The organism is Agromyces mediolanus (genome assembly GCF_023715325.1).
Taxonomy (GTDB): Bacteria; Actinomycetota; Actinomycetes; order Actinomycetales; family Microbacteriaceae; genus Agromyces; species Agromyces mediolanus_A.
Genome location: NZ_JAMBNX010000005.1, coordinates 224,925 through 239,381, shown reverse-complemented (window position 1 = coordinate 239,381; position 14,457 = coordinate 224,925). Strand labels below are relative to the sequence as shown.

Genomic DNA, 14,457 nt, shown 5'->3' with positions numbered 1-14,457 from the left:
ATACAATCTAAGGCATGACGTCCCCCAGCAGCGGTCGCGGCATCCCCGGTATGCGCGGCACCGAACACATCGGATTCACGGTGCCCGACCTCGACGAGGCGGAGCGCTTCTTCGTCGAGGTGATCGGGTGCGAACTCGTATACCGTCTCGGCCCGTTCATCCACGAGCACGACGACTGGATGCAGGAACGCATCGGCGTGCACCCCCGGTCGATCATGCGCGAGCTCCGCTTCTTCCGCTGCGGGCACGGCCCCAACTTCGAGATCTTCCAATGGGAGCCGGCCGACGGGCAGGCGCCGCTGCCGCGGAACAGCGACCTCGGCGGCCACCACCTCGCCTTCTACGTCGACGACATCGACGCCGCCAGCGAGTACCTGCGCAGCCAGGGCGTTCGACTCCAGGGCGACGAACCGTGGGCGAGCACCGGGCCGAGCGCCGGCCAGCGCTGGCAGTACTTCCTCTCGCCCTGGGGCATGCAGCTCGAACTCGTGAGCTTCCCGAACGGCAAGGCGTACGAGCAGGGCGCGCCGGTGCGCCTCTGGCAGCCGGATCGGCCCGCCGAATGAGCGGGCACGGCGGGGCCGCCGCCCGGATCGCGGCCGACCTCCGCGACGCCATCCTTCACGGTGAGTACGAGCCCGGCGACCGCGTCCGGCAGGAGCAACTCGCGGAGCACCACGGCGCGAGCCGGGTTCCGGTGCGGGAGGCGCTCCGCATGCTGGAGGCGGAGGGACTCGTGACCCTCGTCGCGAACACCGGCGCCTGGGTCTCTCGACTGAGTCAGGAGGAGTGCGACGAGCTCTACCGCATGCGCGAGCAGATCGAGCCGCTCCTGCTCCGTTACAACGTGCCGCTGCTCGGCGCCGAAGTGCTCGACGAGCTCGACGAGCTCGCCACCCGCATGGCCTCGGAGCAGGAGGTCGAGCAGTTCCTCCGCGACGATCGCCGCTTCCACGCGCTGAGCTACGGGGCGGCTCGTACCAGCGTGCTCGGCAGCACGGTCGAGCAGCTCTGGAACCGCACGCAGCACTACCGGCGGGCGTTCCTCCGCCTCTCGGACCCGAGCGCCGACCGCGGGATCCATCTCGAGCACCGGCTCCTCGTCGAGTCGCTCCGCCGCGGCGACGCCGACGAGGCCGGGGCGGTACTCGGCATCCACGTGCGCCGCACCCGCCTCGAACTGGCGAAGCACCCCGAGGTCTTCGCCGCGGCCCGCTGAATCACCCCATCCGGCCCATCCACCCCATCCGCGACCTGCCCGACTGCGAAGGAGCATCATGTCGATCGCGACCGTCAACCCGGCCTCCGGCCGTACCGAGCGGGAGTTCACCCCGCACGACCCCATCGAGATCGAGCGCCGCATCGCCACCGCCCACGCGGCGCAGCGCACGCTCGCGCGCACCGACTTCGCCGCTCGGGCGGGCTGGATGCATCGGGCTGCGGACCTGCTCGAGCAGGACGCCACCGAGCTCGCCGCCCTGATCACGCTCGAGATGGGCAAACCCATCACCGCCTCGCGAGCCGAAGTCGCCAAGTGCGTCAGGGCGATGCGCTTCTACGCCGACCACGCGGCGGACTTCCTCGCGGACGAGCCGTTCGGCGACCCGTCCGTCGTCGGTGCCAGCCGGGCCGGCACCGTCTACCGCCCGCTCGGCGTCGTCCTCGCCGTCATGCCGTGGAACTACCCGCTCTGGCAGGTCATCCGCTTCGCGGCCCCCGCCCTCATGGCCGGCAACGCCGGCCTGTTGAAGCACGCATCGAACGTGCCCCAATCGGCGCTCTACCTCGACGAGCTGTTCACTCGCGGCGGATTCCCCGAGGGGGCGTTCTCAACCCTGCTCATCGGCTCCGGCGAGGTCGCCGCCGTCGTCGAGGATCCGCGGATCGCCGCGGTCACCCTCACGGGCTCCGAACCGGCGGGCCGCGCCGTGGCCGCGACCGCGGCGGCGAGCATCAAGAAGGCGGTGCTAGAGCTCGGCGGCTCCGATCCGTTCATCGTGCTGCCGAGCGCCGAGCTGACGGCCGCGGTCGCCTCGGCCGTGACGGCGCGAACGCTGAACAATGGGCAATCGTGCATCGCCGGCAAGCGCTTCATCGTGCATGACGCGGTCTACGAGCCGTTCCTGGCGGAGTTCACCGCGGCGATGGCCGCACTCGTACTGGGCGACCCGGCCGAGGAGTCCACCGAGCTCGGCCCGCTCGCGACCCGTGCCGGCCGCGACGAGCTCGCCGCCCTCGTCGACGACGCCGTCGCCCACGGTGCGGACCTCCACCTCGGCGGCGAAGTGCCGACGCGTGACGGCTGGTACTACCCGGCGACGGTGCTGAGCGGCATCACCGAGGAGATGCGTCTCGCACGGGAGGAGACCTTCGGTCCGGTCGCCACCGTGTACCGGGTCGCCGACCTCGACGAGGCCATCCGGGTCGCCAACGCGAGCGAGTTCGGGCTCAGCTCCTCCGCCTGGACGACGGATGCCTCGGAGCAGGCGCGCCTCCTGGACGAGCTCGAGGCGGGCGCCGTCTTCTTCAACGGGATGACCGTGTCGCATCCGGAGCTCCCGTTCGGCGGGGTGAAGCGCTCCGGGTTCGGCCGCGAACTCGCCGCGGCGGGTATTCGCGAGTTCTGCAACCTGAAGACCGTCTGGGCGGCCTGACCCGAGGCACCACGAGGTCGGGGCGCGGCTCCGCTGACGGGACCGCGCCCCGATCGTCCGCGGGTGGACGGGTCGCTACAGCTGATGGGCCTGCGCCAGGTGCTGCGCCATGACGTAGTGGTGGTGCAGCACGGCGACCCGGCCGGCCTCCTCGTCGCGCGAGCGGAGCGCCGCGAGGATCGGATCGTGGAGCGCCGCCATCGCGGAGACCTCCGTGCTCCGCAGCCAGCGCGGCGTGGTGCCCTCCTGGATCCAGGCGCGGTACTCGTAGTTGATCAGCGTCGCGTGCACGCTCTCGAAGAGGGAGGCGAGGTACGGGTTGTGGGAGGCGCGCGCCACCGTCGCGTGGAACGCGGTATCGGCGCTCATCCACGCGGCCGTGTCGCCCGCGGCGTCCCGAAGCGTCGCGAGGGCCGCCTCGCACGCCTCGATCTCCTCGTCGGTGCAGCACTCGATCGCCCGGGTGATGCCCATCGTCTCGAGCCACAGGCGCAGGTCCGCCAGCTGCGGCACCGAGTCCTGGTTGAGCTCCAGCATCAGATCGACCGAGGCGGCGAGGCCGGCCTCCGGGCGCCGGGTGACGTAGGCCCCGGAGCCGCGGCGCGACTCGACGAGCCCCTTCGTCACGAGGATCCGGATCGCCTGGCTGACGGTCGGCCGACTCGTCTGCAGCGTCTGCGCCAGGTCGCGCTCGGACGGGAGCCTGGCGCCCGCCTCGAGGTCGTTCTCGACGATGAGCTGTTGGATCTTCGCCGCGATGTCCTCAGCCGCACTCGCCCCCGGCGCGGCCTCGGCGGTGATGCCCTCCATCGACCGCCGAAGCTCTTCGACCGACTCTTCTTTCGAACGCACTCGCGCTCACCTCCAGTCCGACGTCGCGGTCAGCCTACTTGGCCCCCGATGACCGGTGGCCGGGCGCGCCGGGTCAGCGCGCCGCACGACCCACCGCCCGAGTATCCCAAACGGCCTCGCCGCCGAGCAGGGTGAGCTCCGAGACGATGGTGTGGATCTGCTCCGCCGGCACCTCGAAGTAGTCGGCGGAGAGCACGGCGAGGTCGGCGAGCTTCCCCGGTTCGAGGCTGCCGCGCTCGTGCTCCTCGAACGTGCTCCAGGCCGACTGCAGCGTGTAGCCCCGCAGTGCCTCGAGCCGGCTGTGCAGATTCTCGCCGCGCACCGTCGGCGTCCCGGACACGGTCAGGCCGGTGACGAACCACTGCAGGCTCACGAAGGGGTTGTAGTTCGCGACCCGCATGGCGTCGGAGCCGAGCGGCATCGGGATGCCCGCATCGAGCAGCGCGCGCACGGGCGGCGCCGCGGCGATCCGCTCGGCGCCCCAGCGTGCGATCGCGGACTCGCCGGACAGCCGCATCAACGACTGCATGCTGACCCCGACTCCGAGACGGGCGAGCCGCGGGATGTCGGCGGCCTGCACCGGCTCGGCATGCACCATCGTCCAGCGCAGGCCGTCGATGGGATGCACCGCGTGCACCCGCTCCCAGACCTCGAGCGCGAGCTCGTAGAACTCGTCGGAGTGCACGTGCAGCTGCACGGTCCACCCTGCGGCGGCGGCCTCGGAGAGGATCTCGAACATCTCCTCGGCCGATTCGGCCGAGATGTCGCCGGGCACGCCGAAGCCGTCGTGGCTGCGCCAGAGCACCACTTCGCCCAGCCCGGAGACGCGCAGGATGCCGTCGCCGAAGTGCGGATGCTCGAAGCGCAGGTAGCCGGCGAAGTCCTCGCGCTCGGTGCCGTCCTGGGTGGGGTGCTTGAAGAGACGGACCCTCGTCTTCAGGCCGCCGCGGCGCCACGCCTCGTACATGGCGCCGTAGGCGTCCGGGCCGGAGTTGACCCCGCCGCCGTCGACGACCCCCGTCATCCCGAGCCTCGCGAACTCCGTCGACAGCGCGGCCGTGGAGGCGACCTGCTCCTCGAAGCTCGGCACCGGCAGCTGCCGGTAGAACCAGCTCATCAGGGCGATGCCGAAGCCCCGGCCGGTGAGCCGTCCTTCGGCGTCCCGCTCGAATCGGCCGTTCCCTGCGGCCCTGGTCGCGCCGGCTTCGACCTCCGCCGCCCGGTCCTCGTCGAGCCCCATCCGCTCCATCGCCAGCGTGTTCAGCTGGGCGTACTCGTAGCGGGTCTGGACGTAGACCGGGTGGTGCGGCGCGACCGCGTCGAGCTCGTCGCGCGTCGGTCCGCGACCCTGCGGGAACTGCCCGTCGTGCCAGCCCCCGACGACCCGGATCCAGGTGCCCGCAGGCACGCGATCGGCCTCCGCCCGGATCAGCTCGAGCGCGACGTCCAGGTCGTAGACGTTCTCCCAGCGAAGCTCGTCGTTCCAGGTGCGGCCGGCGCGGAGCGCATGGATGTGCCCGTCGATGAGGCCGGGGATGACCCGGCGCCCGTCGAGCCGGTACTCCGTCGCCCCCGGCCCGGCGAGTGCCCGGATCTCTTCGTCGGTGCCGACGGCGGTGACGCGGCCGTCGCCGATGGCGATCGCTTCGGCGTCGGCCGGGGTCCGGCCGTCTTCGGCGAGGGTCGTGATCCGGCCCCCGGTCAGGATGGTGTCCGGTCGTGCGGTCATGTCGTTCGGTCCTCTCGGGTTCGTCGTTCAGCCGACGGGAACGGATTCGGCGGGGAGCGCGGCGCGCACGCCGTCGTCGCCGACCAGGTGGCACGCGACCTGCGCGGTGCGGCCGTCGGCACGCTGCACGGTGCGCAGCGCCGGTTCGGTGGTGCGGCACACCTCCGTGGCGAGCGGGCAGCGCGGATGGAAGCTGCAGCCGCTCGGCGGATTCATCGGGCTCGGGATCTCACCGCGGAGCACGACCCGCTCCCGCCCCCGCTGCTCGACCGGGTCCGCCACGGGCGCCGCCTGCAACAGCACGTCCGTGTAGGGGTGCATCGGCCGCTCGAACAGGTCGCGCCGATCGGCGACCTCGACGATGCGGCCGAGGTACATCACCGCGATCCGGTCGGCGAGGTACTCGATCGCCGAGAGATCGTGGCTGATGAACAGGCAGGCGAACCCGAGGTTCTGCTGCAGGTCGGCCACGAGGTTCAGCACCGAGGCCTGCACCGAGACGTCCAACGCCGAGGTCGGCTCGTCCGCGACGAGCAGCTCCGGCCCCGCGGCGAGCGCACGCGCGAGACTCACCCGCTGGCGCTGGCCGCCGGACAGCTCGTGCGGGTACCTGGCCGCCGTGTCCGGACGCAGGCCGACCTGTTCCAGCAGCTCGGCGACCCGCTCGTCGATGCGACGTCGCGGCACGATGCGATGGATGCGCAGCGGCTCGGAGATCGCATCGCCGACGGTGGTGCGCGGGTTGATCGACGATCCGGGGTCCTGGAAGACGATGTTGAAGCGCTTCCGCATGGCGCGCACCCGCCGCTTCGGCAACGCAGCGAGGTCGACCCCGTCGAGCTCGACGCTGCCGGAGCTCGGCGAGATGAGTGCGACCGCCATCTTGCCGATGGTGGACTTCCCGCTGCCGGACTCGCCGACGAGGCCGACGATCTCGCCGCGGCCGATGACGAGGTCGACGCCGTCGACGCTGCGGACCGTGCCGCCCGGCACCTGGTAGTGCTTCACCAAGTCTCGCAGGACGAGCACGGGGGCGTCGCCGTTCTGCTGCTCGGCCATGCTCAGGCTCCCTTCTGGAGCAGGAGGGGTTCGGTCTGGGGGTGCAGGCACGCGACCGTGTGGCCGGCGCCGGCGATCGGGGCCGGCTCGGGGCGCACCGCTCGGCAGGCATCGCTCGCGAAGGCGCAGCGATCGGCGAAGGAGCAGGCGACCGCCGTGCTTCGGAGCACCGGCACGTTGCCCGAGATGCCTTTCAGCCGGTGCGCCGTGGCGTGCTGCCCGCGTTGCGGCACCGCCTGCAGCAGCCCGCGAGTGTACGGATGGGTCGGGTGCGCGAACAGCTCGACGACGGGGGCGGATTCGATGGCCTTGCCCGCGTACATGACGACGACCCGGTCGGCGATGTCGGCGACGACCCCCATGTCGTGGGTGATGATCACGATCGCCATGCCGAGGCGGTCGCGCAGCTCCTTCAGCGTCTCGATGATGCCCGCCTGCACGGTGACGTCCAGGGCGGTCGTCGGCTCGTCGGCGATCAGCAGCTTCGGGTCGCAGGCGATCGCCATGGCGATCATGACCCGCTGCCGCATGCCTCCGGAGAGCTGGTGGGGGTACACCCCGAGCCGCTCCCGTGCCGCGGGGATCCCCACGAGCTCCAGCAGCTCGACCACGCGCTCGCGCGCGGCCGCTTTGCTCATGCCCAGGTGCTTCCTGAGGGTTTCGGCGACCTGGGTGCCGACCGTCATCAATGGATTGAGCGCGGTCATCGGGTCTTGGAAGATGTACGCGATATCGCGTCCACGGAGCCCCCGGAGCCGCGACTCGGACACGGTGAGCAGATCTTCACCGCGGTAGCTGACTCGTCCGGAGACGGTCGAGTTGCCGGGCTGCAGGCCGAGCAGCGACAGCACGCCGACGCTCTTACCGCAGCCGGACTCGCCCACGATCGCGAGGATCTCCCCCTCCCGCACCTCGTAGTCGAGCCGGTCGACGGCGACGACCGGGCCGTCCTCCGTCGCGAATGTGACGCCGAGATCGGCGACTTCGAGCACGTTCATCGTCTCCGTCCCTTCGGGTCGAGGGCGTCGCGCAGGGCGTCGCCGAACAGGTTGAAGGCCAAGGTGATCGCGATGATGACGAGGCCGGGGAAGATCGCCATCCACGGGGCGGTCTGCAGGAACGGTTGCGCGTTCGAGAGCATCGTGCCGAGTGAGGGGGCGGGCGGCCTGATGCCGAGGCCGAGGAAGGAGAGCGCCGCCTCGCCGAGCACCGCGTGCGGGATGGAGACGGTGATCTGGACGAGCAGCGCGCTCGAGGCGTTCGGCAGGATGTGCCCGAACATCACGCGTCCATCGCCCGCCCCGGCCGCGACCGCCGAGGAGACGAAATCGAGGCCGCGGAGGCGGAACACCTCTCCCCGGATGATGCGGGCGAAGCCCGGCACCGCCCCGACCGCGAGCGCGATGGTCGCATTCATGGCGGAGGCGCCGAGGATCGCCGCGAGGCCGACCGCGAGGATGAGATTCGGGAAGGCGAGCATCACGTCGAGCAGGCGGGCGATCACCGAGTCCAGGCGCCGGAAGTAGCCGGCGACGAGGCCGAGGGGCACCCCGACGATCGCGGCGATGAGCACGGAGAGCAGGCCGATCTGCACGGAGGCCCCGATGCCGTAGAGCACGCGCGAGAACTGGTCCCGGCCGAGCTCGTCGGTGCCGAGGAGGTGCGCGGCCGACGGCGGCTGGAGGAGCGCACCGAAGTCCGTCGCCTCCGCGGGGTACGGGGCGATCACCGGGGCGAGCAGGCCGAGGGCGACCATACCGATCGCGACGGTCAGGCCGACGATGCCCGACGGGGTGCGCAGTGCCTTCCTGAGCACGCGCCACCTGGCCGAGCGCTTCGCGCTCCGCGGGGCGTGAACGCTTGGAACCGGGGTCGTGAGGCTCATCAGTGCGCCTCCCCTCTCACACGGATACGCGGGTCGATGATCGAGTAGACGACATCGGTCAGCAGGTTGATCAGGATGTACGCGGCGGCCACGACGAGCACGACCCCCTGGATCATCGGGTAGTCCCGCGTGAAGATCGCGTCGAGGGTCAGCTTGCCGATGCCGGGGATCACGAAGACCTGCTCGGTGACGACGGCCCCCGAGATGAGGAAGCCGAGCTGCAGGCCGACGATCGTCACGACCGAGATGAGGCTGTTGCGCAGGCCATGCCCGAAGACGACCTCGCGCGGATTCAGGCCTTTGGCCTTCGCCGTGCGCATGTAGTCGGCGCCGAGCGACTCGAGCATCGCGGCCCTCGTCTGCCGGATGACGACGGCGGCCATCGACATGCCGAGGATGAGCGCCGGCATGATCATGTGCTCCAGGTTGCCGAGCGGATCCTCGGAGAACGGCACGAAGCCGGACGCCGGCAGCCAACCGAGGATCACGGAGAAGAGCAGGATCGCCATGAGTCCGAGCCAGAAGCTCGGCACCGAGAGCCCGAGCAGGGCGGCCGCGTTCACGAGCCACTCAGCCGGCTTCCCCTGGCGCACCGCGGCGACGACGCCGAGCAGGATGCCGACGGCGACCGCGACGAGCATGGCCAGGACTGCGAGCTCGAGCGTCACCGGGAGGGCGCGCGCGATGACCTCGTTCACGGGCACCCCGGTGCTGGTCGATCGGCCGAAGTCGCCCTGCAGGAGCTGCCCGAGGTACTTCACGAACTGCACCGGCAGCGGCTGGTCGAGCCCGTAGAGCTCCCGGATCGCGTCGATCGTCTCCGGGGTGCCCTCCTGCCCGGCCATCGCCGTGGCGGCGTCCCCGGGCAGGGCGCGCACGCCGAGGAAGACGACGACGACCGCGAGCAGCAGCGTGATGAGCGCCTGCCCGATGCGGTTGACGAGGTACAGGATCATGAGGTGACCGGTTCGTGCGCGCCGGAGAGCAGGCCGGCGCCGTCCCAGACCGGCTCGCCGCCGAGGAGGGTGAGGACCGAGCTCAGATGGCGGATCTCCTCCACCGGGATCGTGAAGTAGTCGTCCGAGAGCACCGCGAGATCGGCGAGCTGACCGGGCACGAGCCGACCGCGCAGCTCCTCCTCGCGGGTGAACCAGGCGCCGCCGTGCGTGTAGCCGCGCAGCGCCTCCTCCCGGCTGATCAGATGCGGCGCCGCAAGGGTCGGCGTGCCGGTGACCGTCAACCCCGTGAGGAACCACTCGAGGCTCGACCAGGGGTTGTAGGAGGCCACCCGCATCGCGTCCGAGCCGAGCCCGACGGGGATGCCGGCGTCGAGCAGATCGCGCAGCTCCGGCGAGCGGGCGACCCGCTCGGCGCCCCAGACCGCGATGGCCTCCTCGCCGTTGAGCCGGAGCAGCGACTGGAAGAGCATGCCGATGCCGAGCGCACGCAACCGCGGGATGTCCTCGGCGTAGGTGGACTCGGCGTGCACGAAGCCCCAGCGGAGCTCGTCGATCGGGTGCACCCGGTGCACCTCCTCCATGACGTCGAGCAGGCGCAGGAAGTACTCCCGTTGGTGCACGTGCACCTGCACGGCCCAGCCGCGCTCGGCGAACCGCAGGAAGAGCGCCTTCGTCTCCGCCATCGCTTCGTCGCTGACGTCCCCGGGAGCCGCGATGCGGTCGTGCGAGCGGAAGAGGATGACCTCGCCCATCCCGCTCATCCGGAGCACGTCGTCGCCGAAGCCCGGCGACTCGAAGCGCAGATATCCGGCGAAGTCCTCGTCCTCGGTGCCCTCGGCGGTGCTGTGCTTGAACAGCCGCACCCGCGTCTTCAGCTCGCCGTCGCGCCAGGCGCCATGGATGGGCCCATAGGCGCTCGGCCCGGTGTTGACGCCGCCGCCGTCGATCGCGCCCGTCATGCCGAGCCGGGCGAACTCGACCGAGAGCGCCGCGGTCGAGGCGGTCTGCTCGGCCAGCGTCGGGGCGGGGAGCTTCGCATAGAACCAGGTCATCAACGGCATCCCGTCGCCGCGGCCGGTGAGCGCGCCGGTCTCGTCGCGCTCGAAGCCGGCCGGATCGGGGCTCGCCGCGACGCCCGCCTCGTCGAGGCCGAGCTCGGTCATGCCGAGCGTGTTGAACACGGCGTAGCTGTACTGCATCTGCACGTACACGGGGTTCTGCGGGGCGGCGGCGTCGAGCTCGGCCCGGCTCGGCCCCCGGCCGCCGGCGAACTGGCGCTCGTCCCAGCCGCCGATGACGCGGATCCATCGTCCGGGTCCGATCTCCGCGGCGCGGGCGGTGATCGCCGCGAGCCCGTCGGCGAGGTCGTAGACGTCCTCCCAGCGCACCTCGTCGTTCCAGGTGCGTCCGGCACGGACGAAGTGCACGTGCGAGTCGATGAGTCCGGGAACGACGCGCCGGCCCTCGAGGTCGACCATCCGGGTGGACGGTCCGCGATGTGCCGCTTCGAGCTCGGCATCCGAGCCGACGGCCAGCACCCGGTCGCCGCGCAGGGCGATCGCGGTGGTCTCGGCCGGCACGGTCTCGTCGGAGCTGAGGGTGGTGATCAGACCGTTGTGCAGGATGAGATCTGCGTCGCGGGTGGCGGTGGTCATGCTGGTGGGCCTTTCTCGTGGTTCGGTGGGTCGGCCCGGATCGCGGGCCGTGTTCCCGGCAGCCGCGGCCAGGTGCCGCGGCTGCCGGCGGGTCATCCGGTCTCGGCGAAGCCGGCGCGTCCGGCAATCACGCTGCCGTTCGGCCGGTACTCGAGGCCGAGCACTCCGTCGCGCACGCCGATCAGGTTCGTCGGACGGACGAGGTAGACATACGGCCGGTCGCGGTCGAGCCGACGGTCGAGCTCGTCGTAGGCGGCGACGCGGGCCTCGTCGTCGAGGCTCGAGCGCGCCTCGACGAGCAGCCGGTCGACGTCGGCGTCGTGGTACTTCGACATGCTGCGCGGACTCGAGCTCATCGCGAAGAGGCTGATGTTCGCGTCGGGGTCGATGCGCCCGGACCAGGAGTTCAGGTACATCTCGAAGTCGCCGGCGTAGCCGCGGTCGACGGCGGTCGTCGACTCCTGCACGTCGAGGACGACGTCGAACCCGGCCTCGCCCGCCATCGATCGGATGGCTTCGGCGAGCCGGCGGAACTCCGGCTGCTGGTTCAACATCAGCTCGATACGGAACGGCGTCTCGACTCCCGCCTCGGCGAGCAGCTCGGCGGCGCGTTCCGGGTCTGGGGCGTCGCATCCGAGGGTCTGCTCGCTCGCGAGCGGGCTCGACGGCGCCATGAAGCCGCACGCCGGCGCGTACGCACCGCCGAAGACGGCCGCGTTCAACGCCTCGCGGTCGAGACTCAGGGCGAGGGCCTCGCGGATGCGGGCATCGGTGGCGAGCGGGGTGTCGCGCTGGCCCGGCGGCTCGGTGGCACCGGCGACATTGCCGATGTTGATCTCGAGGTTGTAGTACCCGAGGCTCGGGAACTGCTCGACCCGGACCCCTGCCCCGCCCTCGAGCACGGCGAGCTCGGTCGGCGTCGCCTTCTCCATCACGTCGATGTCGCCCGAGAGCAGGTTCGTCGCGCGCACACTCGTGTCGGGGATGACCCGGTAGACGAGTTCGTCGAGGTGCACCTCGTCCCGGTCGTAGTACTCGTCGTCGGGGACGAGCACGACGCTGTCCTGGGCCACCCGGCTGGAGAACTCGAACGGGCCGACGCAGACGGGCGCCCGCTCGAAGTCGGCGCCGGCCGCCTCGAACGCGGTCGGCGAGAGCATGATGCCGGCGCGGTCGGTGAACATCACGTCGAAGACGCCGCGGGCGATCGGCCCACTGAGGTGCAGCTCGACGGTGTGCTCGTCGACGACGGCGACCTCGGCGAGCGCATCGAGCTCGTTCGTGCGCTGCGAGCCCTCGGCGGTGAGGTAGCGGTCGAGGGTCGCCTTCACGGCGGCGGCGTCGAACGGGGTGCCGTCCTGGAACCGCACGCCCTCCCGCAGCCGCACGGTGGCCACACGGCCCTCGTCGTCGAACTCGGGCTCGCCGTCGGCGAGCTGCGGCGTCACCCGGCCGTCGGCGTCGACGGCGTAGAGCTGCTCGCACATGGCGTTGAAGACGCTCACGGAGGTGAAGGTCGAGGCGAAGGTCGGGTCGAGGGTGCCGGGGTCGGCGTGGATGCCGATGGTGAGGGTGCCGCCGTCGGCGGGCACGCCGCCGGCGTCGTCGCCGGGTTCCGGCTCGGCGGGCGCGGCGCAGGCGGCGAGCGCGAGGCCCGTCGCGGCGAGCACGGCCATGAGCACGGCGTGCCGCGTGCGGGATCTGTGGGGGTGGGGCATCCGTTCACTCCTGGAGCTTCATCGCTGGGAGGGAGGCGCGGCGTGCGTGCCGCGTGGGGCGGCTCCGGTCGCCCGCGGGCGACCGGAGCCGGAGCTCAGTCGAAGTTGTTCCGACGGCCCTCGCGGACGTAGGCGCCGTTGCCGGCGATGTGGTCCTTGCTGTGGATCGAGGACTTCTTCGCGAGGTGCCCGAACATCTGGATGCCGAACCCGCCGTCGAGGTCGTCCATCACGCGGCGCTTCCACGGCCGCCGGATGATCTGCGTCGTCAGCCGGCGCGTCACCCGCGGCTGCGCCATGATGTGGTCCGCGAGCACGTAGGCGCGCGCCTTCAGCTCGTCGCGCGGGTGGATCTCGTTCACCATGCCGTACTCAAGCGCCGTCGGCGCGTCGATCGCCTCGCCCGTGAGGAGCGCGTACGCGGCACGCTTGGTGCCGAGGAGCTCCTGGAAGGCGTTGTGGATGCCGTCTCCCGGCACCGAGCTGATGTCGTAGTGCAGGTCGTAGAGACGGGCTTCCTCGGCCATGAGGGTGAGGTCGCACATCAGCACGATCTCGGAGTGGAAGCCGTGGCCGTTGAAGATGCCGATGGTCGGGATCTCGAAGTCGTTCACGAGCGAGCTGACGTTGATCCGGCCGTCCTTGTAGGCGTACTCGTACGCCCAGTACGCGAGGTCCTCCTCCTCGAGCGCGAAGCCGTCGGGGTCCGAGTCCATCATGAACTCCTCGCCCGTGCCGCTCAGGATCATCAGCTCGTTCTCGGGGTCGCTGCCGACCACCTTCAGCATCTGGCCGAGGGCGCGGTGATTCTCGACGCTGAGTTGCACGGGGCCGCCGAGCGTGTGCGCCTGCACCCAGATGACGCCGTCCTCGCGCCGTTCCATGTGGAAGAAGTCCTTGAACCGTTCCCGGTACTCCTCGAACTTCGGCGGTTCGACGAACTGCTGCAGTGACATGTGGTTCCTTTCGATGGTCCGCCGCGGCGTCGCGACGGGGTCGGTCAGCCGGCGGCGCTCAGGACGACTTCGGCTCGAGCTGCATGCCGCTCGAGGCCGCCTGCACCTCGAACAGCGAGAGGAAGTCCTGGTCGCGGTACCCGCGGCCGATGGCCGCTTGGATCAGCTGCAGGACGCTGGCGGCGAGCGGCATGGTGACCTCCTCGCTCCGCGCCGCGGCGAGGCCGAGGTCGAAGTCCTTGCGCAGCAGCTCGGTGGTGAAGGTCGGCGTCCAGTCGAGCGAGAGCATGTCGGCGGTGCGGCGCTTCACCCACGGCGTCGCGAGCACGGTGTTGTTCATGAACTCGAGGAAGGCGGCGCGGTCGACCCCCGACTTCTCCGCCAGCGTCGTGACCTCGCTGATCGACTGCACGATGAGGCCGAGGTAGAGGTTGTGGCAGATCTTCACGAGCCGCGCCTGCTCCCCTTCGCCTGCGTACACGGCGGCCTTGCCGATCGTGGCGAGCAGCGGCTCCACGCGGTCGAAGACCTCGCGGGGACCGGACGCGACGAAGAGCGCCTCGCCGCCCTCGACCATGTGCGGGTTCCCGCTGACGGGCGAGGCGAGGAAGCCGACGCCGGCGGCGTTCACGGCCGCACGGACCCTGGCGGATGCCTCGGTGTCGACGGTCGAGCAGTCGACGATGACGCTCGGGCGCACCGCGGCGGAGAGCAGTCCGCCCTCGCCGAGCACGATGGCCTCGAGGTCCTTCGGCGTCGAGACCATCACGAAGACGACGTCGTTGCCGGCGAGATCCTGGACGGTGTCGGCGACCGTCGCTCCACGCGACTCGAGCGCTTCGGCCTTCGAGCGGGTGCGGTTCCACACCTGCACGGGGCGTCCGCCGTCGAGCAGTCGGGTGATCATCACGGTGCCCATGCGGCCGGCACCGAGCCAGCCGACGGAGGTCGTGGGGTCGGTCATTGCGTTCTCCTTCGTAGGGGGTCGTG

General features: G+C 70.9%; 13 protein-coding genes. 3 read left to right on the top strand and 10 right to left on the bottom strand.

Annotated features, from left to right (window positions below):
• The first annotated feature begins 14 nt into the window (after window positions 1–14).
• Genes M3147_RS11070 through M3147_RS11060 form a run of 3 tightly spaced genes read left to right on the top strand, consistent with a single transcriptional unit; the run spans window position 15 to window position 2,654 of the window.
• Window positions 15–566 carry a VOC family protein gene (locus M3147_RS11070; protein ID WP_251203529.1) on the top strand — a complete coding sequence of 184 codons (552 nt, stop codon included), beginning with the start codon at window positions 15–17 and terminating at the stop codon, window positions 564–566.
• Window positions 563–1,219, top strand: coding sequence for a GntR family transcriptional regulator (locus M3147_RS11065; RefSeq protein ID WP_251203528.1), 657 nt, complete (start codon window positions 563–565; stop codon window positions 1,217–1,219). Before M3147_RS11070 ends, M3147_RS11065 begins: the two co-directional genes overlap by 4 nt.
• A 58-nt stretch (window positions 1,220–1,277) precedes the next feature.
• Window positions 1,278–2,654 carry an aldehyde dehydrogenase family protein gene (locus tag M3147_RS11060; RefSeq protein WP_251203527.1) on the top strand — a complete coding sequence of 459 codons (1,377 nt, stop codon included), beginning with the start codon at window positions 1,278–1,280 and terminating at the stop codon, window positions 2,652–2,654.
• A 75-nt stretch (window positions 2,655–2,729) separates the two neighbouring features.
• Here the strand turns inward: M3147_RS11060 and M3147_RS11055 are convergent, their stop codons facing one another.
• The 10 genes from M3147_RS11055 to M3147_RS11010 form a co-directional block, all read right to left on the bottom strand.
• Window positions 2,730–3,506, bottom strand: a complete 777-nt coding sequence (locus M3147_RS11055) for a FadR/GntR family transcriptional regulator (RefSeq protein ID WP_251203526.1) — start codon at window positions 3,504–3,506, stop codon at window positions 2,730–2,732.
• Between the two features lie 73 nt (window positions 3,507–3,579).
• Window positions 3,580–5,235, bottom strand: coding sequence for an amidohydrolase (locus M3147_RS11050; protein WP_251203525.1), 1,656 nt, complete (start codon window positions 5,233–5,235; stop codon window positions 3,580–3,582).
• Between the two features lie 27 nt (window positions 5,236–5,262).
• Window positions 5,263–6,294: an ABC transporter ATP-binding protein gene (locus M3147_RS11045; RefSeq protein WP_251203524.1), complete on the bottom strand. Its 1,032-nt coding sequence runs from the start codon at window positions 6,292–6,294 to the stop codon at window positions 5,263–5,265.
• Window positions 6,295–6,296: 2 nt separating this feature from the next.
• A complete protein-coding gene (locus M3147_RS11040; protein WP_251203523.1) occupies window positions 6,297–7,292 on the bottom strand; it encodes an ABC transporter ATP-binding protein in 996 nt (331 codons plus the stop codon).
• Window positions 7,289–8,179, bottom strand: coding sequence for an ABC transporter permease (locus M3147_RS11035; RefSeq protein WP_251203522.1), 891 nt, complete (start codon window positions 8,177–8,179; stop codon window positions 7,289–7,291). The genes M3147_RS11040 and M3147_RS11035 overlap by 4 nt, the downstream gene beginning before the upstream one ends.
• The gene (locus tag M3147_RS11030) at window positions 8,179–9,135 is read right to left on the bottom strand and encodes an ABC transporter permease (protein WP_251203521.1); all 957 of its coding nucleotides are present in this window, start codon (window positions 9,133–9,135) and stop codon (window positions 8,179–8,181) included. The genes M3147_RS11035 and M3147_RS11030 overlap by 1 nt, the downstream gene beginning before the upstream one ends.
• Entirely contained in the window at window positions 9,132–10,793 is a 1,662-nt protein-coding gene (locus M3147_RS11025; RefSeq protein ID WP_251203520.1) for an amidohydrolase, read from the bottom strand. The genes M3147_RS11030 and M3147_RS11025 overlap by 4 nt, the downstream gene beginning before the upstream one ends.
• Before the next feature lie 92 nt (window positions 10,794–10,885).
• Window positions 10,886–12,511 carry an ABC transporter substrate-binding protein gene (locus M3147_RS11020; protein WP_251203519.1) on the bottom strand — a complete coding sequence of 542 codons (1,626 nt, stop codon included), beginning with the start codon at window positions 12,509–12,511 and terminating at the stop codon, window positions 10,886–10,888.
• A gap of 95 nt (window positions 12,512–12,606) precedes the next feature.
• On the bottom strand, window positions 12,607–13,467 hold the full coding sequence (locus tag M3147_RS11015) for an enoyl-CoA hydratase/isomerase family protein (RefSeq protein ID WP_251203518.1): 861 nt from the start codon (window positions 13,465–13,467) through the stop codon (window positions 12,607–12,609).
• A 58-nt stretch (window positions 13,468–13,525) separates the two neighbouring features.
• A complete protein-coding gene (locus M3147_RS11010; RefSeq protein ID WP_251203517.1) occupies window positions 13,526–14,431 on the bottom strand; it encodes an NAD(P)-dependent oxidoreductase in 906 nt (301 codons plus the stop codon).
• Between the last annotated feature and the right edge of the window lie 26 nt (window positions 14,432–14,457).

Excerpts from the sequence above, each read along its gene's own strand:
- M3147_RS11010 (WP_251203517.1), bottom strand. The coding sequence starts at position 14,431 with ATGACCGACCCCACGACCTCCGTCGGCTGGCTCGGTGCCGGCCGCATG.
- M3147_RS11025 (WP_251203520.1), bottom strand. The coding sequence starts at position 10,793 with ATGACCACCGCCACCCGCGACGCAGATCTCATCCTGCACAACGGTCTG.
- M3147_RS11050 (WP_251203525.1), bottom strand. The coding sequence starts at position 5,235 with ATGACCGCACGACCGGACACCATCCTGACCGGGGGCCGGATCACGACC.
- M3147_RS11070 (WP_251203529.1), top strand. The coding sequence starts at position 15 with ATGACGTCCCCCAGCAGCGGTCGCGGCATCCCCGGTATGCGCGGCACC.
- M3147_RS11045 (WP_251203524.1), bottom strand. The coding sequence starts at position 6,294 with ATGGCCGAGCAGCAGAACGGCGACGCCCCCGTGCTCGTCCTGCGAGAC.
- M3147_RS11040 (WP_251203523.1), bottom strand. The coding sequence starts at position 7,292 with ATGAACGTGCTCGAAGTCGCCGATCTCGGCGTCACATTCGCGACGGAG.
- M3147_RS11020 (WP_251203519.1), bottom strand. The coding sequence starts at position 12,511 with ATGCCCCACCCCCACAGATCCCGCACGCGGCACGCCGTGCTCATGGCC.
- M3147_RS11065 (WP_251203528.1), top strand. The coding sequence starts at position 563 with ATGAGCGGGCACGGCGGGGCCGCCGCCCGGATCGCGGCCGACCTCCGC.
- M3147_RS11030 (WP_251203521.1), bottom strand. The coding sequence starts at position 9,135 with ATGATCCTGTACCTCGTCAACCGCATCGGGCAGGCGCTCATCACGCTG.
- M3147_RS11060 (WP_251203527.1), top strand. The coding sequence starts at position 1,278 with ATGTCGATCGCGACCGTCAACCCGGCCTCCGGCCGTACCGAGCGGGAG.
- M3147_RS11015 (WP_251203518.1), bottom strand. The coding sequence starts at position 13,467 with ATGTCACTGCAGCAGTTCGTCGAACCGCCGAAGTTCGAGGAGTACCGG.
- M3147_RS11035 (WP_251203522.1), bottom strand. The coding sequence starts at position 8,179 with ATGAGCCTCACGACCCCGGTTCCAAGCGTTCACGCCCCGCGGAGCGCG.